Here is a 20,599-nt window from a genome sequence, read left to right as displayed (position 1 = left end):
CATGCAACGCCGGACCCTGCTGCTGCTCGGCGGCGGCGCCATCGTGACGGTGGGCGCCGCCCTGCTCCTCACCCCTCAAGCCCTCCGGCAGGAGGTCGCCCCGCCCGCCGCCAGCCTTGCCTTCCCCGACCTCGCCGCCCGGCTCGCGGAGGCGGCGAAGGTGGAGATCCGCAAGCAGGATACGGTGCTGACCCTGCTCCGCCAGGGCGAGGCCTGGGTGCTGCCCCAGAAGGGCAACTACCCCACCCGCCCCGAGCGCGTGCGCGAGCTTCTGGTCGGCCTGACCGAACTGCGCCTTGTCGAGCCCCGCACCGCCGATCCAGGCCAGCACGACCGCCTCGGCGTCGAGGACCCGGCCCGTCCCGGCAGCACGGCCCTGCTGCTGCGGGTGCTGGCCGCCAACGACAAGCCGATTGCCGAGCTGGTCATCGGCCGGCGCCGCGTCCGCACCCAGGGCAATGTGCCGGAAAGCGCCTATGTCCGCCGCCCCAACGAGAGCCAGGCCTGGCTCGCCGAGGGCCGCCTGCCCGCCGATGCCGATGCACAGCTCTGGCTCGACCGCGACATCGCCAACATCGCCGCCGACCGCATCCGCCGCGTCACCATCCGCCGGGGCGGTGAGCCGGCGCTGGTGCTCGCCCGCGGCGACGAGGCGGATGCGAAGCTTCGCCTCGAACAGCCCGAGGATCCGCGCCCGCTCGACGATGTCTCGCTCGACGAGGTGGCGCGGGGCTTCGAGTTCCTCACCTTCCTCGACGTGAAGCCTGCCGCCGAGGGCCCCGGCGCCGCATTGGGCGAGAGCCGCTTCGACCTCATCGACGGCATGGCCGTCACCATCGCCCCGAGCCATGACGGCGAGACCGTCTGGATTCGCCTCGCCGCGGAGGGCCCGGGCAGCGAGCCGCTCAATGCGCGCTGGCGGGACTGGGCCTACCAGGTCGGCGCCTGGAAGGAGAAGGCCTTCATCCCCCGGCTCGAGGACCTGCTGCCGCGTCCCGCGCCTTCCCCGCCGCCCGCCCGATGAGCGTCCGCGAATACCCGGATCGCCCCTGGGTCGGCATCGGCATCATCGTCTTCGACGGGGACCGTGTGCTGCTCGCCCGCCGCGGCAAGCCGCCGCGCGTCGGCAGCTGGTCCCTTCCCGGCGGCGCCCAGCATCTGGGCGAGCGGGCCGAGGCGGCCGCCCGCCGCGAGCTCTTCGAGGAGACCGGCATCGAGGCCGGCCCGCTGCAGCTGGCCGCCGTGGTCGATGCCATCACCACCGACCCGGGCGGCGCCACGCGCTACCACTACACCATCATCGATTTCTGCGGCCGCCGCGCCGGCGGCGAGGGCCGGCCGGGCGACGACGTCTCCGCCATCGCCTGGGCGCTGCCGGAGGAGCTTCCCGCCTACGACCTGACGCCGGACGTGCTCAGGGTTATCGCCGAGGCCCGCCAACGGCTGTAGCCTTCCGCCAAACAGGAGGCCACGCCATGCCGGGACGTCGCAGCATCCTCTCCGCAGGCGCCATGCTGGTCGCCGCCCCTGCCCTCGCCCAGCCCAATCCGGGCGGCCGCCCCTTGCGGCTGATCGTGCCCTTTCCGCCCGGTGGCGCCGTCGACATCCTCGGCCGGCTGCTGGCGGAGCGGCTCGGCCACGCCCTCGGCCAGGCCGTCATCGTCGAGAACCGCGGCGGCGCCGGCGGCAACATCGGCACCGATGCCCTGGCGAAATCTCCGGCCGACGGCTCCATCATCGGCCTGGTCGGCGCCTCCAACCTCTGCGCCGCGCCTTTCCTGTACAAGTCGCTGGCCTTCGACCCGCAGCGGGACCTGGCACCCATCTCCAACGTCACCACTGGCCCGGTGCTTTGCGTGGTGAATGCCGAGACGGCGGCGAAGCACGGTTGGAGCGACTTCGCCGCCCTCATCGCCTGGTCGAAGGCCAATCCGGACCGGGTAACCATGGGCTCCTCCGGCACCGGCACCACCAGCCACCTGACCATCGCCGCCGTGAACCAGGCGACCGGCGCGCGCATCACCCATGTCCCCTATCGCGGCGGCGGCCCGGCCATCTCCGACCTGCTCGCCGGCACCATCGACATGATGTTCGACGTGATGCCGGCGCTGATGCCGCATGTGGAGGCCGGCCGCTTCAAACCCCTCGCCGTCAGCAGCGCCGAGCGCCTGCCCTTCCTGCCCGACGTGCCGGGGATGAGGGACCTCTCTTCGCTCGGCCTCGGCGATGTCGACATCCAGAGCTGGAACGCCGTGATGGCCGCCGGCGGCACGCCCCCGCCGATCCTCCTGCGGTTGAACGAGGCGGTGCGGACGGTAGCCGCCGACCCGGCGCTGGTCGAGCGCCTCCGCCCGCTCGGCTACCGGGTGCTCACCAGCGAGACGCCGGAGGCGCTCGCCGCCCGAATCCGTGCCGAGACCCCGCGCTGGAAGCGCCTGGTCGAGATCTCGGGCGCCAGGCTCGACTAGGGCACCCTCCCATCCGGCCGATTCCCTGATGGAAGTGCTTTGCCCGCCTGAACGACAGGGCGAATCACCTCACGACCAAGCCACTAGCCCCAGAGCCGCTCCCGCTGCAGGCCGCCGTAAAGCCCAGCGACGAACTCGCCATAGCCGTTGAAGAGCTGCGTCGGCACCCGCTCGCCGGTGCCGAGCACCCGCTCGCTCGCCTGGCTCCAGCGCGGATGCGGCACCTCGGGATTGATATTGGCCCAAAAGCCGTATTCCTGCGGCTGGATCGCCTCCCAGAAGCTCTTCGGCCGCTCGGCGACGAGGCTGATCCGCGTCAGCGACTTGCCCGCCTTGAAGCCGTATTTCCAGGGCTGGTGGAAGCGGATCGGCCCGCCGTTCTGCGCCTGCAGCGCCTTGCCATAGGCGCCGACGACCAGGAAGGAGAGGTCGTTGCCCGCCTCCTCGATGGTGCAGCCCTCCACATAGGGCCAGGGGTACCAGGACTGCCGCAGCCCCGGCATCACCGCCGGCAGCGCCGCCGTCTCGAAGCGCACGTATTTCGCGCCCGACTGCACGCCGACCGCCGCGAGCAGCGCCGAGAGCGGGAAGCCCGTCCAGGGCACCACCATGGACCAGGCCTCGACGCATCGCAGCCGGTAGACCCGCTCCTCGACCGGCATGGCCTTGACCAGGTCCTCGACCGAGAATTCCCGCGGCCGGTCCACCAACCCATCCACCTTCACCGTCCAGGGCGAGAGCGGCAACTTCTGCGCCGCGCGGTAGATGCCCTTGTCGGTGCCGAACTCGTAGAAGTTGTTGTAGGTGGTGGCCTCGCGCTCGGCGGTGATGGCGCGCCCCGGCTCGTAGCGGGGATTGCGCGCGGCCGCCGGAACGTCCGCCGCCCGCGCCAAGCCGGGGAGCCCGATGGCGGCCAGGCCCGCCGCCCGAAGCGCCGCCCGCCGGCCGAAAACAAGCGCTTCCGGCGTCACTGCGCTGTCCGGGATCTCCCAGCCACGGCGCTTGTGAATGAACATCGTCATACTCCTGGTCCAGGGAAGGGCCCTGCTTGCCCCGCCGATCTGGCATCGCCCAGGTGTTTCGCCAGAGCCACAGCAAGGGTTACCGGTACACGCATCACGCGAATTGGATTGTATTCCATATCCTGCACACTATCCTGTGATCGCCAACGGCCTCCCAGACGACCCACCGGCGGAGCAGAGCATGCATATCCTTCTTGCCTCCCCTTCGGCCAATGCCGCGATCCTGGTCGCCGGCCTCGCCGATCTCGGCTTCCGCTGCGACGACATCGACGCCCTCGACGACCTGCCCTCCGCCCTCGCGCTGAGCGGCCCCTATGACGGCCTCGTCCTCCGCATCGACGGCCCGATGCGCGCGGCCCAGGCCGCGATCGCCGAGCTCCGCCGCCGTGGCCTCAACCTGCCCGTCGCCGTGCTTTGCGGCCGCACCCCACAGCCGGCCGAGGAGGAGGCGCTGCTGCATGCCGGCGCCGACGACGTGCTGGCCAACCCGATCCATCTCCGCGTGCTCGCCGCCCGCCTCCAGGCGCTGGCCCGGCGCGCCCGCGGCCATACCAGCGCACGCCTTGTCTGCGGCAACGTCACGCTCGACCAGGCGCAGCACGCCGCCGTCGTCGATGGCCGCCGCGTCAACTTGACGGCGCGCGAGTTCGACTTCCTCGAGACGCTGATGCTGCACAAGGGCGTCCTCCTGACCAAGGAGCGCTTCATGAGCAGCCTCTATGCCGACGGCATGGCGCCCGACTCCAAGATCGTTGACGTCTTCGTCTGCAAGCTCCGCCGCAAGCTCGCCGATTGCGGCGCGGCGGAGATGATCCGCACGGTCTGGGGCCGCGGCTACGTCGCCTTCGAGCCGAGCCAGGCCGCGGTCGAGACCGCCCGCAACGCCCGCCGCCCGGAAGCGGCGATCGACCCGGTGCCGCGGGGCTGGACGCGCCGCAGCCAGGTGCTGGCCACGGCCTGACGCAGCGAGGAGGGCGCCGCCCTCCTCACGCCCTCCCGCCACGGGCCGAAAGACCCCTGGGCCCCACAGCCGCCGGCGCCTTCCCCGGCCTGGCACGCCCCTTGCGCTGGCCTCTCCGCCGCCCGCACGCCGCGGGCCCGGGATGCCGAGCGATGCCCTGCCGCCTTCTGTTCCTCTGCGTAGTCCTGCTGCAGCCCCTCGCCTCCGTCGCGGCCGCGGGCCCGTGCGACGCCGCCGTCGCCGCGGCGGAGCGCGAGGCCGGCCTTCCGCCCCGCCTCCTCGCCGCCATCGCCCGCGTCGAGTCCGGCCGCCGCGACCCGGCCACCGGCTCCGTCGAGCCCTGGCCCTGGACCATCAATGCCGAGGGCCGCGGCAGCTTCTTCCCCGACAAGGCGGCAGCAATTGCCGCCGTCCGGTCGCTCCAGGCCCAGGGCGTGCGCTCCATCGACATCGGCGGCATGCAGATCAACCTGCGCCACCACCCGAACGCCTTCGCCAGCCTGGAGGAGGCCTTCGACCCGCTCGCCAATGCCCGCTACGCCGCCCGGTTCCTGACCGAGCTGAAATCCACCCGCGCCGACTGGATGGCGGCGGCGGCCGCCTACCACTCCCAGACGCCCGAATATGCCGAGCCCTACCGCGCCCGCATCGCCGCGGCCTGGTCGCAGGAGCAGGCGCGCCCGGCCGCGCCCGCGCCCCAGGTCGCGCTGCCCCTGTTCCGCCCGAGCCAGCCCGGCGGCGGATTCATGCTCTCGAACGGCGCCGACCGCGCCCCCGTCCTCGCCAATGCCGCGCCGGGCGGCGGCCGCGGCCGCGGCCTCTCGGCCTATCGCGCGGCGCCCATCCCGCTCGCCGGCCGGGTGGCGATGCTGCCCTCGCGCCTCTAGGGCAAGCTGCCAGGAGCTGAAATCGCCTGATGGCGCTGACATGCCCGCTTGAACGGCAGGCTGGGCGGCTTCCTCGCGCCAAGGCGAACGGAGGCCGACCTACTCCGCGGTGCCGAAGATCCGCTGGATTACCCGGTCGCCGACGCGCAGCCCCAGCCGCTCCGCCGTCCCCGCCGCCAGCTCGAGCGTCGCCCGCACCGGCCCGCGGCTGTCGATGGCGGCGAGCGAATAGGGCACCGTCCGCTCCGCGATGCGGTGGATCCTCCCGTCGGCCGTGATGAAGACCATGTCGAGCGAGGTGACGGTGTTGCGCATCCACATGCTGGACTCGCGCGGCCGGCCCCAGTCGAAGAGCATGCCCTCATCCGGCCCGACGCTCGGGCGGAACATCAGCCCGACCATCTGCTGCTCCATGGTCACGGCCATCTCCACCCGGAACTCGTGGCGCTTGCCGTCGCGGGTGACGATGACGAGCGGCTCCTCCGGCAGCCGCGGCTGCGGGTCGTTCTGCGCAAGGGCTGGCGTGGCGAGGAGGAGGCCTGCAAGGCCGAGCAGCGGGCGTCGAAGCATGGCCTCCAGCTTGGCACTGCCGCAGCGCGCCGACCATACTCCCCGGATGGACGTCCTCCGCACCCTCCGCACCTCGCGGCTCGAGATCGCCTATGGAGAGGCCGGCCCGCCCGATGGCCCGCCCGTCCTCCTCCTGCACGGCTTCCCCTATGCCCCGCAGGCCTATGCGGAGGTCGCTCCCCGCCTCGCCGCCGCCAGTCGGCGCTGCATCATCCCCTATCTGCGCGGCTACGGCCCGACCCGCTTCCTCTCGGCAGCGACGCCGCGCTCCGGCCAGCAGGCCGCGCTCGGCCAGGACCTGCTCGACCTGCTGGATGCGCTCGCCATCCCCCGTGCCACGCTGGCCGGCTATGACTGGGGCGGCCGCGCCGCCTGCATCGTCGCGGCGCTCTGGCCTGGGCGGGTCGCAGGCCTCGTCTCCTGCACCGGCTACAACATTCAGGACATCGCGGCCTCGGTCAGGCCCGCTCCGCCCGAGCAGGAGCACCGCCTCTGGTACCAGTACTACTTCCACACCGAGCGCGGCCGCGCCGGGCTGGAGGCCGACCGGCGCGGCATCGCCCGCCTGCTCTGGCGCCTGTGGTCGCCCGAATGGCGCTTCGACGAAGCCGGTTTCGCCGCCAGCGCCGCCGCCTTCGACAACCCGGACTTCGTCCCGGTGGTGATCCAATCCTACCGCCACCGCTTCGGCTATGCCGAGGGGGACCCGGCATTCGAACCGATCGAGGCCGCCCTCGCCCGCCAGCCCCGCATCACCGTGCCGACCATTGCCCCGCATGGCGGCGCCGATGGCGTCGGCCCCGCCGAGGCCTCTGCCAGCCATCACCGCTACTTCACCGGCCCTTACGAGCGCCGAGTCCTGCCGGGCATCGGCCACAACCTCCCGCAGGAGGCCCCGGAGGCCTTCGCCCGCGCCGTGCTCGACCTGCCCACGGCCTGAGCCGTCATCCCGCGGCGGCGAGAACCGGCCTTTCCTCGGCGACCAGCCGCAGCCGCTCCTCCAGCGCCGCGACGCCTTTCAGCTCGACATTGGCGAAGGCGATCCGCAGGTGCCGTTCCGTCCCGGCGAAGGCGGGGCCGGGCAACGCCATCAGCCCATGCTCGGTCGCCAGGTGCCGCACGACGTCCCAGGCCGAGGCCTCGCCGAAGGGATGCCGCACATAGGCGAAATAGGCGCCGAGCGCCTCGACCCGCCAGCCCGGCAGCCGGGTGAAGGCCTCCCGCACCGCGCGCACCCGCGCATCCAGCTCCGCCCGCTTCGCCTCGCGCCAGCCCGCCAGAGCCTCAATCCCCCAGGCCACCGCCGCCTGGGCCGGACGGTTGGCGCAGATCTGCACGCAGTCCATCACCTTGCCGAGCTGCGGCAGCAGCACCTCCGGCGCCGCCAGCGCGCCCAACCGGTGCCCTGGAATCGCGAAGGATTTGGAGAAGCTGTAGAGCTGGATGACGTTCTCCGGCCATTCCTCCCGCCCCAGCAGGCCATGCGGCGCGCCATGCCCTGGCGGCAGGAAGTCCCGGTAGGTTTCGTCCAGCACCAGCCAGATCCCCCGGCGCCGGCACAGGGCATGGAAGCGCGCGATCAGCTCCGGCGGATAGACCGCCCCGGTCGGGTTGTTCGGCGTCACCAGCACGATCGCCCGGACCCGCCCGTCGATCAGCGCCTCGGCCGCCTCGGGCTCCGGCAGGAAGCCCGGGCCGCAGGGCAGGCCGCGGGCCTCGATGCCCAGCATGTCGAGGGTCATGGCATGGTTGAAGTACCAGGGCGTCGGCACGATCACCGCGTCGCCCCGCCCGGCCAGCGCCATCATGGCGACGAAATAGGCCTGGTTGCAGCCGGCGGTGATGGCGACATGGCCCGCCGTGCAGCCCCCGCCATAGAGGCCGCGGAGATGCGCGGCATAGGCCTCCCGCAATGCCGTGTCGCCCTGGATCGGCCCGTAGGCGGCTGCCTCCGCGCTGCCCGCCGCGGCGGCAAGCCGCTCCAGCATCTCCGGCGGCGGCGGGTAGGCGGGCACCGCCTGGCAGAGATTGACCAGGGGCCCATGCCGCCCGTCATAGCGCCGGCCCCAGGCCTGGATTTCGGGAATCGGGGGACTACCGGTATCGATCAGACGGGGGTTGAGCCTCGGCATAAGGGATCCTGTTGCAGGGAACGGGCCCTCAACGTCCCGGCGGCGCGAAGGTGTCCAAGTCCCTGGTCACGGCTGCCGCAACCCGCTGCACCGCCGCCCGCACCACCCCCGGCCGCGGCGCATCCCGCAGCGTCGTGAACCAATGCTCCGGCGGACTCCGCCCCGCCGACCGCCCGAAGCGGAGGGCGCGCAGCACGTGCTCCGCCGCCGGCGGCAGCCGCTCCGGTATCGCGTCGCCGTTGAGGGTCGCCCATACCCCTGCCCAGCACCGCCCGACCGTCCAGGGATTGTACCCCCCACCCCCCAGCACCAGCAGCCGCGGCGCCAGCCCCATCAGCGCCCGCACCACGCCCCAATGCGCGTTGTTGGAGAGCGAGAGCTTCGAGAGCGGGTCCTCCTCCAGCGCATCCGCCCCGCATTGCAGCATGATCGCCTGCGGCCGCAGCCGCCGCGCGACCGGCAGGATCGCCTGGTGCAGGACCCAGAGCATCTCGGAATCGTTGAAGCCCGGCGGCACCGGCAGGTTGCGCGCCGCCCCGCCCGCCCGGTCCTCCACCGCCCCGGTCTGCGGCCATCGCCCGGCCTCATGCACCGAGAGGGTGAAGACCCTCGGATCGTCGTGGAAGGCGTCCTGCACCCCATCCCCATGATGCGCGTCGATGTCGACATAAAGGATGTTGTCCAGCCCGGCATCGAGCCAGGTCAGCAACCCGAGCACCGGGTCGTTGAGGTAGCAGAAGCCGCTCGCCCGATCCGGCCGCCCATGATGCGTCCCGCCGCCCGGGCAGTAGACCGCGCCGCCCCCCACCGTGAGCCGCGCGGCCAGCATGCAGCCCCCGGCGCTGGTTGCCGGCCGGGAGAAGACCTCCCGGTAGACCGGGTTGCCATGCGCGCCGATATGGTAGCGGGCCTGGTCCTCGGGCGTCGCCCGCTGCGTCGCCTCCGCCCGTTGCAACGCCGCGATGTAGTCCGGCGCATGGAAGCGTGCGAGCTCCGCCGGCGTCGCCATCGGCGCCTCGATCCAGCCGCCCGGCGGCTGCCAGCCCAGCGCCTCGATCAGGTCGAGGGCAGTCGAGACCCGGGGGATCGCCAGCGGATGCTTCGGCCCGTAGGAGGAGTGCCGGTAGATCTCCGAGCCGATGAGCAGCGGCGTCACGCGGCGCCTGGCACCCCCGCCGCGATGGCCAGGAAGTCCGCCGCGACCAGGCTCGCCCCGCCCACCAGCGCCCCGTCGACATGCGGCAGGGCGAGGATGCCCCTGGCATTCCCCGGCTTCACCGACCCGCCATAGAGGATGCGCAGCCCTGCCGCCCCGAACCGTGCCTCGAGATTGGCACGGATGCAGGCATGCATCGCCGCGATCTCCACCTCGGTCGGCGTCAGCCCGGTGCCGATGGCCCAGACCGGCTCATAGGCGACGACGCCGCCCGCCGCCGCGAAGCCTTCCGGCAGGCTGCCATCGAGCTGCAGGGTGACGACCGCCTCCGCCTCCCCCACCAGCCGCTGCGCCTCGCTCTCGCCCACGCAGACGATCGGCGTCAGCCCCGCCGCCAGCGCCGCCTCTGCCTTGGCCCGCACCACGGCGCTGGTCTCCCCGTGATCCGCCCGCCGCTCGGAATGGCCGAGGATCACGTAGCTCGCCCCGACATCCCGCAGCATGGCCGCCGCCACGTCGCCGGTATGGGCGCCCTTGGCGGCCGCATGGCAATCCTGCCCGCCGAGCGCGACGCCGCCGCGGAGGGCGGCGGCCACCGGCACCAGGTAGGGAAAGGGCGGGCAGACCAGCAGCTCCGCCTGCGTGCGCGCCGCGCCGGCCCGCACCGCTTCGGCCAGCGCCCCGGCCTCGCGCAGGGTGCCGTGCATCTTCCAGTTGCCGGCGATCAGCGGGCGCACTCCGGGGGTCATGGCGGTATCCTCTCTGTTGGCTGCAACCGGGTATCCGCGGCCAACAGGTTTGGCAACGGCCGGCGCCTCCGCTATTCACCCCGGCCGGATCACAGACGGACCATCATGCTCACCGCACTCCGCCGGCTCGCCTCGACCTGGGTCGCCAAGCTGCTCTTCGTCCTGCTCATCGGCTCCTTCGCCGTCTGGGGCATCGGCGACACCATCACCAGCTTCGGCCGGGACAACGCCGTGGCCCGGGTCAACGGGGCGCCGATCGAGATCGAGGAGGCGCAGGCCGCCATCCGCCGCGAGATGCAGCGCCTCTCGCGCCAGCTCGGCGGCCAGTTCGACAACGACCCGCGCATCCGCCGCGCCGTCGCCCAGCAGGCGATCGAGCAGCTGGTCCTCGACCGCGTCCTCCGCGCCGAGGCGGCCGATCTCGGCATCGCCGTGCCGGACTCCGCAGTGCGGGAGTTCATCTTCTCGATCCAGGGCTTCCGCGGCCTCAGCGGCCAGTTCGAGCGCCCGGTCTTCGAGAATTTCCTCCGCAGCAACGACCTGACGGAGGCCGGCTTCCTCGCCCTGGTCCGCGCCGACCTGGCCCGGCAGCAGCTGGTGCTGGCCGTCCGCGCCGGCGCCGCCATCCCCGACACCCTGGCCAACCCGCTGGTGCAATGGCAGCAGGAGCAGCGCAGCGCCAGCCTCGTCACCCTCCCCCTCGCCGCCGCGCCCGAGCCGCCGGCGCCTGAGGAGGCGCAGCTCCGCCGCTTCCACGAGAACAACCCGGACCGCTTCTCGAGCCCCGAATACCGCGAGGCGAGCGTCGCCGTGCTGACCGCCGAGCGCATCGGCCGCGAGGTCGAGGTCACCGACGTCGACCTCGCCGCCGCCTACGAGGCGCGCCGCGGCCAGTACGAGACGCCGGAACGCCGCAAGCTCGAGCAGGTCCTTGTCCAGGACGAGGAGAAGGCCAAGGCCATCGCCGCCGCCTGGTCCGGCGGGGCCGATTTCGCCGCGGTGACGCAGCAAACCGAGGCAGCCGGCGGCCAAGCGGTGGAGCTCGGCGCCATCGACCGGGCCGGCCTGCCCTTCCCGCAACTGGCCGAAGCCGCCTTCTCCGCCGCCCCCGGCACCGTCACCGCCCCGGTGAGGACCGATTTCGGCTGGCACATCCTCAAGGTCGAGTCCGTCGAGCCCGGCACCACCCGGCCGCTCGCCGAGGTGCGCGACCAGCTCCGGCAGGAGCTCGTCGCCGAGAAGGCCGCCGACCTCGCCTTCGAGCGCGCCAACCAGGTCGAGGACGCGCTGGCCGGCGGCGCGACGCTGGCCGAGGCGGCCCAGCGCTTCAACCTCGGCTTCGCCACCATCCGCACCGATGCTGATGGCCGCGACCCGGAGGGCAATGCGGTGGAGCTGCCCGTGATCGAGGCCTCCCGCGCCCCGCTGCTCCGCGCCATCTTCAACACCGAGAAGGGCGCCGCGCCCCGCCTGGCCGAGAGCGAGGCCGGGTTCGTCGCCGTCGACGTGAAGGAGATCACGCCCCCGGCCCTCCGCCCCTTCGAGAGCGTGGAGCCGCAGGTCCGCGAGGCCTTCATCGTCGAGGCGAAGCGCCGGGAGATCGAGGAGCGCGCCGCCGGCCTGCTCGCCGCGGTGAAAGGCGGCAAGAGCCTGGCCGATGCCGCCCGCGAGGCCGGCTTCGGCGCCCGCGAGGTCGGCGCCATCACCCGCGACCAGCGCGACGGGCCGGTGCCGGCCGAGATCCTCGCCCCGCTCTTCGAGCTGAAGGCGAACGAGCCCACCATGGCGCGGACGCGGGACGGCTTCGCCGTCGCCCAGCTTCTGGAGGTCACCCGCCCCGACCCCGCCGCCGACCCGGCCGCCGTCAACCGCCTCAAGACCGAGGCGAGCGTCGCCATGGCCGGCGATTTCGAGACGGAATACGTCGCCGCGCTGCGCAACCGGGCCGATGTGCGGATCAATGCCCGGCTGCTCGACTCCCTCGCCCAGCCCTGAACCCGGAGCACGCGCCATGCCCTCCCCCGATTTCGCTGCCTTCAGCGCTGGTCTTGCCGCCGGGCAGGCCCAGGTGCTGTGGCGGGAGCGGGTGGCGGACCTGGACACGCCGGTCGGGGTCTTCCTCAAGCTCGCCTCCGGCAAGCCGAACAGCTTCCTGCTCGAGAGCATCGAGGGCGGCGCCGCCCGCGGCCGCTATTCCGCGGTCGGGCTGGAGCCGGACCTGATCTGGCGCTGCCGGGGCGGCCAGGCGGAGCTGAACCGGCACGCCCTGGCCGCGCCGCACGCCTTCGAGCCCGCAGGCGAAGATGCGCTGGAGAGCCTCCGCGCCGCCATCGCCGCCGCGCAGATGACGCTGCCCCCGGGCCTGCCGCCCATCGCCGTCGGCCTCTTCGGCTATCTCGGCTACGACATGGTCCGCCTCATCGAGCGCCTGCCCGCGACGGCGCCCGATGTCCTCGGCATCCCCGAGGCGGTGCTGGTGCGCCCGACCCTAGTCGCCGTCTTCGACCATGTCCGCGATGCGCTGAGCCTCTTCACCACCGCCTGGCCGCAGCCGGGGCTCGACCCGCAATCCGCCTGGGACGCCGCGGAGGCCCGGCTCGACGAGGCCGAGGCCGCGCTCGACCGCCCGCTGCCGCGTCCGGCCGCCCCGGTCAGCCTGCCGCGGCTGCCCGAGCCCGCCAGCAACTTCACCCGCGAGGGCTTCGTCGCCGCGGTGGAGCGGGCGAAGGACTACATCCGCGCCGGCGACTGCTTCCAGGTCGTCCCCAGCCAGCGCTTCTCGGTGCCCTTCGCCCTGCCGCCCTTCGCCCTCTACCGGGCGCTCCGGCGGATCAACCCGGCGCCCTTCCTCTTCTTCTTCGACTTCGCCGGCTTCGCCGCCGTCGGCGCCTCGCCCGAGATCCTGGTGCGGCTGCGCGACGGCGAGGTGACGATCCGTCCGCTCGCCGGCACCCGCCGCCGCGGCGCGACGCCGGAGGAGGACAAGGCGCTCGAGGCCGAGCTGCTGGCCGACCCGAAGGAGCGCGCCGAGCACCTGATGCTGCTCGACCTCGGCCGCAACGATGTCGGCCGCGTCTCCGCCATCGGCACGGTCCGCGTCCCCAGCCAGTTCCAGATCGAGCGCTACTCGCAGGTGATGCATATCGGCTCCGAGGTCCGCGGCCGGCTGCGCCCCGGCCTCTCGGCGCTCGACGCGCTGGCCGGCGGCTTCCCGGCCGGCACGCTGACCGGCGCCCCCAAGGTCCGCGCCATGCAGATCATCGAGGAGCTGGAGCCCTCCCGGCGCGGCATCTATGCCGGCGGCTTCGGCTATTTCGGTGCCGATGGCGGCATGGACACCTGCATCGGCCTCCGCACCGCCCTGGTGAAGGACGGGGTGATGCATGTCCAGGCCGGCGCCGGCGTCGTCGCCGACAGCGACCCGGTCGCCGAGTATGAGGAGACGCAGCAGAAGGCCCGCGCCCTGTTCCGCGCGGCGGAGGAGGCGGTCCGCTTTGCCGCCGGCCGCCGCGGGTGACGCGCCCCTGCCCCGGCGCCCGCGCCGTCACCAGCCGCCCCCGCTGGCAGCCGCCGGCGGGCGCGACCGACTGCCACATGCACTTCTTCGGCCCCTACGCGCGCTACCCGCTCTCCTCGGGCCGCTCCTACACGCCGCCCGAGGCCTCGCTCGCCGCCTACCGGGCGATGGCCGCCACGATCGGCATCGAGCGCACCGTCATCGTCCAGCCGAGCGTCTACGGCACGGACAATGCCGTGACGCTTGATGCGGTGGACGCCCTCGGCCGCGACCGCACCCGCGCCGTCGTCGTCATCGACGAGGGCTTCGACTTCCCTGCGCTCCGCGCCATGGCGGCCCGCGGCGCCTGCGGCATGCGCATCAATGCGGTGAGCGGCAGCAACGCCCTGCTGGTCCGGCTCGAAGCGCTCGGCGCCCGCCTCGCCGAGCTTGGCTGGCACCTGCAGGTCTATGCCCACCCTGCCGAGCTGCTGGCGCTGGAGCCGGTGCTCGCCCGCCTGCCCTGCCCGCTGGTCCTCGACCATATGGGCGGCGTGAAGGCCGACCGGCAGGGCGTTGAGAACCCTGCCTTCCAGGCCCTGCTCCGCCTGCTGCGGGGCGGCGCCTGGGCCAAGCTCTGCGGCTACCGCTCCTCCATCGCCGGCGCGCCCTATGCGGATGTCGCCGCCATGGCCCGCGCCATGCTCGCGGCCGCGCCCGGGCGCTGCGTCTGGGGCACCGACTGGCCCCACCCTTCGCTCGCCTCGCCGGAGGAGGTGCCGGATGACGGCGTGCTGATGGACGCGCTCGGCGACTGGGCGCCGGAGGCGGCGCAGCGCCAGGCCATCCTCGTCGACAACCCGGCGCGGCTCTACGGCTTCTGATCGCGCTTGCACCGCGCGCCGCAGCATGGCACGACTTCGGCCATGGTGCAGCGCGCGATCCCCGCCACGCGATTTTGGTACCGCTGGTACGAACCGGCGGCCTAAGGATCAGCGCACCCTCGCAGACCTCAGAAGCCGCCACCCGCTGGCGGCTTTTGCGTCTCTGCACCTTCGCCAGCGGTGCCGGCCCCCACCCCGAAGGAGGCCCGACATGCAACGCAGCGATTTCGACTTCGACGTCATCAGCGGCCCGGCCCTGCCGCCGGTGCGCCCGCCCGCGCCCCCGGCCCCGCCGCCGCCCGCGCTTGACCCCGCCGCGAGCCGGCCCGAAAGTCCTAAGCCATGATCCTGCTGATCGACAACTACGACAGCTTCACCTTCAATCTCTATCACTTCCTTGGCGACCTTGGGATGGAGATCGAGGTACGGCGCAATGATGCGCTGACCAGCCAGGAAGCGCTGGCCATGCAGCCGGAGGCGATCCTGCTCTCCCCCGGCCCCTGCACGCCGAACGAGGCCGGCATCTGCCTGCCGCTGATCGGCGCCGCCGCCTCGGCCGGCATTCCGCTGATGGGCGTGTGCCTCGGCCACCAGGCGATCGGGCAGGCCTTCGGCGGCACCGTCATCCGCGCGCCCGATCCGGTCCATGGCAAGGTCTGGGACGTGCATCACCGCGGCTCCGACCTCTTCGCCGGCCTACCGAGCCCGGTCCGCGCGACGCGCTACCACTCCCTCGTCGTCCGCCGCGACGACCTGCCGCCCGAGCTCGAGGTCACCGCCTGGACCGAGGACGGCCTCGTCATGGGCCTCGCCCATCGCAGCCTGCCCATCTGGGGCGTGCAGTTCCACCCGGAGAGCATCGCCTCGCAGCACGGCCACGACCTGCTGCGGAACTTCCTGCTGCTCGCCAAGGCGCGGGTGCCGGCGTGAACACGCTGAAGCCGGTCCTCGCCCGCCTCGCCGCCGGCGAGCGCCTGGCGGAGAGCGAGGCGGAGGCCGCCTTCGGCATCATCATGGCGGGCGAGGCGACGCCGGCCCAGATCGCCGCCCTGCTCATGGCCATGCGCGTCCGCGGCGAGACGGTTGCCGAGATGACCGGCGCCGTCCGCGCCATGCGCGCCCGCATGACGGCGATCGACGCGCCGCACGGCGCCATCGACATCGTCGGCACCGGCGGGGACGCCTCTGGCAGCCTCAACATCTCGACGGCGACGGCGCTGGTCGTCGCCGGCTGCGGCGTGCCGGTGGCGAAGCACGGCAACCGCGCCCTCTCCTCCCGCTCCGGCGCCGCCGATGCGCTGGCTGCCCTCGGCATCGATCTCGACGTGCCGCTCGACCGGCTGGAGGCGGTGCTGCGGACGGCTGGCATGGTCTTCCTGATGGCGCCGCGCCACCACGCCGCGCTCCGCCACGCCGCCGGGCCCCGCGTCGAGCTCGGCACCCGCACCATCTTCAACCTGCTCGGCCCGCTGGCGAACCCGGCCCGGGTCCGCCGCCAGCTCACCGGCGCCTATGACGCCGCCTGGCTGCGCCCCATGGCGGAGACCCTCGCCCGCCTCGGCACCGAGGCCGCCTGGCTCGTCCATGGCCAGGGCCTCGACGAGATCGCCCTATCCGGCGAGACGCAGGTCGTCGCGCTCCAGGGCGGCGCGATCCGCGAATTCACCATCGCCCCGGAGGATGCCGGGCTCCGCCGCGCCCCGCCCGAGGCCATCCGCGGCGGCGAGCCGGCCGAGAACGCCATCGCCCTCACCGCGTTGCTGGAGGGCGCCCCGGGCCCCTACCGCGACATCGTGCTGCTGAATGCTGCCGCGGCCCTGGTCGTTGCGGGTCGCGATACCGATCTTGCATCCGGCGCGGCGCGGGCCGCGGCGGCCATCGACAGCGGGGCCGCTTCTGCCGTACTGGCCCGCCTGAAGGACGCCACTGCAGCATGAACGCCCCCCATATCATCATCCCCGAGCCCCAGGCCGTGTCGGGCACGCTTTCCCGCATCCTCGCCGACAAGTACGAGGAGGTCCGGGCCCGGTCCGCCGCCACCATGCTCAACGAGATGGAGCGCCAGGCCCGCGCCGCCGCGCCGCCCCGTAATTTCGTCACCTCCCTTTGCGAGGCCGTGGCCGAGGGCCGGGTCGGCCTCATCGCCGAGATCAAGCGCGCTTCCCCCTCGGGCGGGCTGATCCGCGACCCCTTCGAGCCGGCGCGCCTCGCCGAGGACTATGCCCGCGCCGGCGCGAGCTGCCTTTCGGTCCTGACCGACGCCCCCTATTTCCAGGGGCATGCCGACCACCTGAAGGCCGCCCGCGCCGCCTGCGCCCTGCCGGTGCTGCGCAAGGACTTCATGGTCCATCCCTGGCAGGTCTTCGAGGCCCGGGCGATGGGCGCCGACTGCATCCTGCTGATCATGGCCGCCCTCTCCGACCAGCAGGCCGAGGAGCTGGAGGACATCGCCCGCAGCCTCGACATGGGCGTCCTGGCCGAGGTGCACGACCATGCCGAGCTCGACCGGGCACTGGGCCTGCAGACCCGGCTGATCGGCATCAACAACCGCAACCTCAAGACATTGCAGACCGACCTTGCGACCTCGGACGAGTTGGCGCCGCTGGTCCCGGCCGACCGCCTGCCGATTGCCGAGAGCGGAATCCGAAGCCCCGCCGATGTCCGCCGCATGGCCGAGGCCGGGGCCCGCTGCATCCTGGTCGGCGAGAGCCTGCTGCGCCAGCCGGACCTCACCGCCGCCGCCGCCGCCCTCGTCCAGGCCCTTTGATGGTCGAGGCGCCGCCTCTCACCCATTTCGACGCGGAAGGCCGCGCCGCCATGGTCGATGTGGGCGGCAAGGCGGAGACGCAGCGCCAGGCCATCGCCCGCGGCCGCGTGGTGATGGACCCGGCCACCCTCGCCCGCATCGTCGAGGGCCAGATGGCCAAGGGCGACGTCCTCGCCGTCGCCCGCCTGGCCGGAATCATGGCGGCGAAGCGCACCGCCGACCTCATCCCCCTCTGCCACCCGCTGATGCTGACCAAGGTGGCCGTCGACCTCACCCCCGCCGCGCCCGATGCGGTGGAGATCGAGGCCACCGTCGCGCTGACCGGCCGCACCGGCGTGGAGATGGAGGCGCTGACCGCCGTTACCGTCGCGGCGCTGACCGTCTACGACATGTGCAAGGCGATCGACCGCGGCATGCGCATCGAGGCCGTGCGCCTGTCCCATAAATCCGGCGGCAAGTCCGGCATTTACGAGGCGGAGTGATGATCTCGGTCGAGGAAGCCCGGGCCCGTATCCTGGACGCCCTCGCCGCCACCCCGGCCGAGACCGTGCCGTTGCCGGCCGGCTGGGGCCGCGTCCTTGCCCGTCCCGTCCTCGCCCGCCTGACCCAGCCGCCGGCCGATGTCTCGGCGATGGACGGCTATGCGGTCCGCGCCGCCGAGGCCACCGAGGGTGCCCGCCTTGCCGTCATCGGCACGGCGCCGGCCGGCCATCCCTTCGCGGGCGAGGTCGGCGCGGGCCAGGCCGTCCGCATCTTCACCGGCGGCGTCGTCCCGCCCGGGGCCGATGCCATCCTCCTGCAGGAGGACGCCGTGGTCGCGGAGGGTGCCGTGCAGGTGCAGGAGGCTGTCCGCCCCAGGCGCTGGATCCGTCGGCGCGGCCTCGATTTCGCCGAGGGCGAGGAGGTGCTGCCTGCCGGCCGCCGCCTCACTGCCCGCGACATCGGCCTCGCCGCCGCCGCCAACACGCCCTGGCTCGCGGTTCATCGTGCGCCCCGCATCGGCATCCTGGCGACGGGCGACGAGATCGCCCTGCCCGGCGACCCGATCCCCGCCGGCGGCATCGTCAGCAGCAACGCCCATGCGCTCGCCGCGCTGGTCCGCGCCGGCGGCGGCGAGCCGCTGGTCCTGCCCATCGCCCCCGATGACAGCCAGGCCATCGCCGAGGCGGCACGCGCCGCCCGTGCCTGCGACCTGCTGGTGACGACCGGCGGCGCCAGCGTCGGCGATCACGACCTGGTGCAGAGCGCGCTCGGGCCGGAGGGCTTCACCCTCGACTTCTGGAAGATCGCCATGCGGCCCGGCAAGCCGCTGATCTGGGGCCGGCTCGGCCCAACGCCGGTGCTCGGCCTGCCTGGCAACCCGGTCTCGGCCCTGGTCTGCAGCGTGCTCTTCCTGATCCCTGCCCTCGACCGGCTCTCCGGCCTGCCTGGCGCCGCGCCGCGGACCATCCGCGCCCTGGCCGGCGCCGACCTTCCGGCGAATGACCGCCGCTTCGACCACCTCCGCGCCACCCTGCGACCTGGCCCCGAGGGCACCCCGCTCGCGACGCCCTTCGCGGTGCAGGACAGTTCCATGATGAAGACCCTGGCCCGCGCCGACGCCCTGATCCTCCGCGCCCCGGGCGCCCCGGCCGTGCCGGCCGGAGCGCCGGTCGAGGTCATCCCACTTGGTGCTCTCGGTCTTTGATTCGATACAGTTGACCGGATGATGGAACTTCCGTAGAACATCCGTGCGATTCGTGGTTTGTTCGCCAGCCACACGCAGGGCCAGCCCACGGAGGAGACGATGCTTACCCGCAAGCAGCATGAGCTGCTGATCTTCATCGACAAGCATTTGCGCGCGACCGGCTTCTCCCCGTCCTTCGAGGAGATGAAGGAGGCCCTGAAGCTCAAGTCGAAGTCCGGCATCCACCGCCTCATCACGGCACTCGAGGAGCGTGGCTTCCTGAAGCGGCGTGCCCACCGCGCCCGGGCGCTCGAGGTCATCCGCCTGCCGGAGAACATCGCCCCGCGGCGCGCGGCGGAGCCTGCGGCGGCCCCTGCCCCGGCGGCCCCGGCCTTCTCGCCCAATGTCATCCATGGCCGCTTCGCGCCGAACCTCCCCGGCGTCCAACGCGCAGCGAACGAGGCGGCGGCCGTCCAGCTCCCCCTGTATGGCCGCATCGCTGCCGGCCTGCCGATCGAGGCGCTGCGCGACAGCGGGAGCAGCGTCGAGGTCCCCGCCGCCCTCCTGACGAATGGCGAGCACTACGCGCTCGAGGTCGCTGGCGACTCCATGGTCGAGGCCGGCATCCTCGATGGCGACACCGTCATCATCCGCCGCGGCGACATCGCCGATAACGGCGCCATCGTCGTCGCCCTGGTCGATGAGAACGAGGTGACGCTGAAGCGCCTGCGCCGCAAGGGCAACTCCATCGCCCTCGAGCCGGCCAACCCGCGCTACGAGACCCGCATCTTCGGCCCGGACCGGGTGAAGGTTCAGGGCCGGCTGATCGGGCTGCTGCGCCGCTACTAGGCTATTCGGCCGCCGCCGCGGGCGCCGCCGAGGCGAGGCCCCGCGGCGCCGGCACCGGCGGCACCCAGGGCCGGTCGCCTCGCCAGGCCCGGTCGCTGATCACCCGGGCTCCGGTGCGGAGCAGCCAGATGGCATGCGGCCCGTCGCGCCAGAGGGCGAGGCGGTCCACCACCTGCGCGAGGCAGGCGCCGCGCAGCGGCACTGCCTCAGGCCCGGCCGGATCCGGCCGTAGCGCACAGGCCCCGGCCCGGCATCGGAGCGCGCCGTCTGCCGCCTCGCCCTCGCGCGGCAGGGCCTCGGTGCGGCCAGCCCCATGCATCCGCTGCCAATCCTCACGGACGAAGGCGGAGGCGCCGGACTGGCTCTGGAGGAACAGCGCCTCCCCCGCCCGCAGCGCGATGAGGCGGCCGTCGCCCGAGACCAGCAGATCCGGCGGCCGGTCCAACGCCCCGCTGAGCATCCCCATCGCCAGCAGGGATAGCCCCGCCAGCCGGCGGGGCATCCGCGTCGCCTGCCAGCTCGCCAGGGCGAAGCCGATCGCGACGGCGGCCGCGAGCCCGAGCAGCAGCCCGCCCACGGGCCGTCGCGCCCGAACCCAGAGCGCCAGGAGCGAGAGGGGGGGTGCGAGCCACCTCGCTGCCGGAGGGGGTTCCGACGGACAGGCGAAATAGACCAGCACGCCCGCACCGAGGGCCACGGTTAACCATAGGGCAAGCCGGGGGCGCTCGTCCGCAAGGAGGCTTTTCCACGCGGACATCGGCGCGAACCTGCCGGGCCATTGGAGGGCTGGCCGAGCAAAAGCGGATGGCATTTGTGCGAGGGATAGCACCCTCTCGCACCGCATATGCAACTATTACGCGAGCTTCTGAAGGTTGTGATACTTGAAGTTGTATCTCAACTTGTCAGATAGCGTAGACATACCGAAATGTTCGGTAATTTAAAGCGCAGTTCGACTTGGGTGTGGGGTGGCCACGGCAGACTGCACGCCGAGC

The 20,599-nt window shown here is 72.8% G+C and carries 22 protein-coding genes; 16 read left to right on the top strand and 6 right to left on the bottom strand.

Features of this window, described 5'->3' with window-relative positions:
- Window position 1 precedes the first annotated feature (1 nt).
- From AC5JJ1_RS25695 to AC5JJ1_RS25685, 3 genes are read left to right on the top strand one after another with little or no spacing between them, the layout of a single operon-like run.
- A complete protein-coding gene (locus tag AC5JJ1_RS25695; protein ID WP_495787968.1) occupies window positions 2–1,024 on the top strand; it encodes a DUF4340 domain-containing protein in 1,023 nt (340 codons plus the stop codon).
- Complete coding sequence (locus AC5JJ1_RS25690; protein WP_495787967.1) at window positions 1,021–1,449, top strand: NUDIX hydrolase; 429 nt, start codon at window positions 1,021–1,023, stop codon at window positions 1,447–1,449. Before AC5JJ1_RS25695 ends, AC5JJ1_RS25690 begins: the two co-directional genes overlap by 4 nt.
- 26 nt (window positions 1,450–1,475) lie before the next feature.
- The gene (locus AC5JJ1_RS25685) at window positions 1,476–2,468 is read left to right on the top strand and encodes a Bug family tripartite tricarboxylate transporter substrate binding protein (RefSeq protein ID WP_495787966.1); all 993 of its coding nucleotides are present in this window, start codon (window positions 1,476–1,478) and stop codon (window positions 2,466–2,468) included.
- A gap of 83 nt (window positions 2,469–2,551) precedes the next feature.
- Here AC5JJ1_RS25685 and msrP read toward each other — a convergent pair whose 3' ends face one another.
- Entirely contained in the window at window positions 2,552–3,484 is a 933-nt protein-coding gene (gene msrP / locus AC5JJ1_RS25680) for a protein-methionine-sulfoxide reductase catalytic subunit MsrP (RefSeq protein ID WP_495787965.1), read from the bottom strand.
- A gap of 187 nt (window positions 3,485–3,671) precedes the next feature.
- Here msrP and AC5JJ1_RS25675 point away from each other — a divergent pair, with 187 nt between their 5' ends.
- A complete protein-coding gene (locus AC5JJ1_RS25675; protein WP_495787964.1) occupies window positions 3,672–4,451 on the top strand; it encodes a response regulator transcription factor in 780 nt (259 codons plus the stop codon).
- Between the two features lie 152 nt (window positions 4,452–4,603).
- A complete protein-coding gene (locus AC5JJ1_RS25670; RefSeq protein ID WP_495787963.1) occupies window positions 4,604–5,338 on the top strand; it encodes a transglycosylase SLT domain-containing protein in 735 nt (244 codons plus the stop codon).
- A gap of 99 nt (window positions 5,339–5,437) precedes the next feature.
- On the opposite strand, the gene AC5JJ1_RS25665 is transcribed toward AC5JJ1_RS25670, so the two are convergent.
- Window positions 5,438–5,908 (bottom strand): DUF192 domain-containing protein, encoded by a 471-nt coding sequence (locus AC5JJ1_RS25665; protein ID WP_495787962.1) that lies wholly within the window; start codon window positions 5,906–5,908, stop codon window positions 5,438–5,440.
- Between the two features lie 46 nt (window positions 5,909–5,954).
- On the opposite strand from AC5JJ1_RS25665, the gene AC5JJ1_RS25660 reads away from it, so the two are divergent.
- On the top strand, window positions 5,955–6,848 hold the full coding sequence (locus AC5JJ1_RS25660) for an alpha/beta fold hydrolase (RefSeq protein WP_495787961.1): 894 nt from the start codon (window positions 5,955–5,957) through the stop codon (window positions 6,846–6,848).
- 4 nt (window positions 6,849–6,852) lie between these two features.
- Here the strand turns inward: AC5JJ1_RS25660 and AC5JJ1_RS25655 are convergent, their stop codons facing one another.
- The 3 genes from AC5JJ1_RS25655 to tpiA are packed head-to-tail and all read right to left on the bottom strand — an operon-like array spanning window position 6,853 to window position 9,933.
- Window positions 6,853–8,040 carry an aminotransferase gene (locus AC5JJ1_RS25655; protein ID WP_495787960.1) on the bottom strand — a complete coding sequence of 396 codons (1,188 nt, stop codon included), beginning with the start codon at window positions 8,038–8,040 and terminating at the stop codon, window positions 6,853–6,855.
- Window positions 8,041–8,068: 28 nt separating this feature from the next.
- Entirely contained in the window at window positions 8,069–9,196 is a 1,128-nt protein-coding gene (locus AC5JJ1_RS25650) for an acetoin utilization protein AcuC (RefSeq protein ID WP_495787959.1), read from the bottom strand.
- Window positions 9,193–9,933, bottom strand: a complete 741-nt coding sequence (gene tpiA, locus AC5JJ1_RS25645) for a triose-phosphate isomerase (RefSeq protein WP_495788146.1) — start codon at window positions 9,931–9,933, stop codon at window positions 9,193–9,195. The genes AC5JJ1_RS25650 and tpiA overlap by 4 nt, the downstream gene beginning before the upstream one ends.
- Window positions 9,934–10,050: 117 nt before the next feature.
- Between tpiA and AC5JJ1_RS25640 the strand changes: the two genes are divergently transcribed.
- From AC5JJ1_RS25640 to lexA, 10 genes are all read left to right on the top strand, one after another.
- Complete coding sequence (locus AC5JJ1_RS25640) at window positions 10,051–11,940, top strand: SurA N-terminal domain-containing protein (RefSeq protein WP_495787958.1); 1,890 nt, start codon at window positions 10,051–10,053, stop codon at window positions 11,938–11,940.
- Between the two features lie 16 nt (window positions 11,941–11,956).
- Window positions 11,957–13,462, top strand: a complete 1,506-nt coding sequence (gene trpE, locus AC5JJ1_RS25635) for an anthranilate synthase component I (protein ID WP_495787957.1) — start codon at window positions 11,957–11,959, stop codon at window positions 13,460–13,462.
- On the top strand, window positions 13,459–14,325 hold the full coding sequence (locus AC5JJ1_RS25630; RefSeq protein ID WP_495787956.1) for an amidohydrolase family protein: 867 nt from the start codon (window positions 13,459–13,461) through the stop codon (window positions 14,323–14,325). The genes trpE and AC5JJ1_RS25630 overlap by 4 nt, the downstream gene beginning before the upstream one ends.
- Before the next feature lie 211 nt (window positions 14,326–14,536).
- Window positions 14,537–14,671 carry a hypothetical protein gene (locus AC5JJ1_RS25625; protein WP_495787955.1) on the top strand — a complete coding sequence of 45 codons (135 nt, stop codon included), beginning with the start codon at window positions 14,537–14,539 and terminating at the stop codon, window positions 14,669–14,671.
- Window positions 14,668–15,255: an anthranilate synthase component II gene (locus AC5JJ1_RS25620; RefSeq protein WP_495787954.1), complete on the top strand. Its 588-nt coding sequence runs from the start codon at window positions 14,668–14,670 to the stop codon at window positions 15,253–15,255. Before AC5JJ1_RS25625 ends, AC5JJ1_RS25620 begins: the two co-directional genes overlap by 4 nt.
- On the top strand, window positions 15,252–16,262 hold the full coding sequence (gene trpD / locus AC5JJ1_RS25615) for an anthranilate phosphoribosyltransferase (protein WP_495787953.1): 1,011 nt from the start codon (window positions 15,252–15,254) through the stop codon (window positions 16,260–16,262). The genes AC5JJ1_RS25620 and trpD overlap by 4 nt, the downstream gene beginning before the upstream one ends.
- On the top strand, window positions 16,259–17,092 hold the full coding sequence (gene trpC, locus AC5JJ1_RS25610; RefSeq protein ID WP_495787952.1) for an indole-3-glycerol phosphate synthase TrpC: 834 nt from the start codon (window positions 16,259–16,261) through the stop codon (window positions 17,090–17,092). The genes trpD and trpC overlap by 4 nt, the downstream gene beginning before the upstream one ends.
- Entirely contained in the window at window positions 17,092–17,574 is a 483-nt protein-coding gene (moaC, locus tag AC5JJ1_RS25605) for a cyclic pyranopterin monophosphate synthase MoaC (RefSeq protein ID WP_495787951.1), read from the top strand. Before trpC ends, moaC begins: the two co-directional genes overlap by 1 nt.
- Window positions 17,574–18,779: a molybdopterin molybdotransferase MoeA gene (locus AC5JJ1_RS25600; RefSeq protein WP_495787950.1), complete on the top strand. Its 1,206-nt coding sequence runs from the start codon at window positions 17,574–17,576 to the stop codon at window positions 18,777–18,779. The genes moaC and AC5JJ1_RS25600 overlap by 1 nt, the downstream gene beginning before the upstream one ends.
- Before the next feature lie 99 nt (window positions 18,780–18,878).
- Window positions 18,879–19,607 (top strand): transcriptional repressor LexA, encoded by a 729-nt coding sequence (lexA, locus tag AC5JJ1_RS25595; RefSeq protein ID WP_495787949.1) that lies wholly within the window; start codon window positions 18,879–18,881, stop codon window positions 19,605–19,607.
- Window position 19,608: 1 nt separating this feature from the next.
- Here the strand turns inward: lexA and AC5JJ1_RS25590 are convergent, their stop codons facing one another.
- A complete protein-coding gene (locus tag AC5JJ1_RS25590) occupies window positions 19,609–20,304 on the bottom strand; it encodes a hypothetical protein (RefSeq protein ID WP_495787948.1) in 696 nt (231 codons plus the stop codon).
- Window positions 20,305–20,599: the final 295 nt, after the last annotated feature.

Source organism: Belnapia sp. (genome assembly GCF_059504005.1).
The sequence above is the reverse complement of the archived record's forward strand: the minus strand, read 5'-3'. Positions and strand labels throughout refer to the sequence as shown.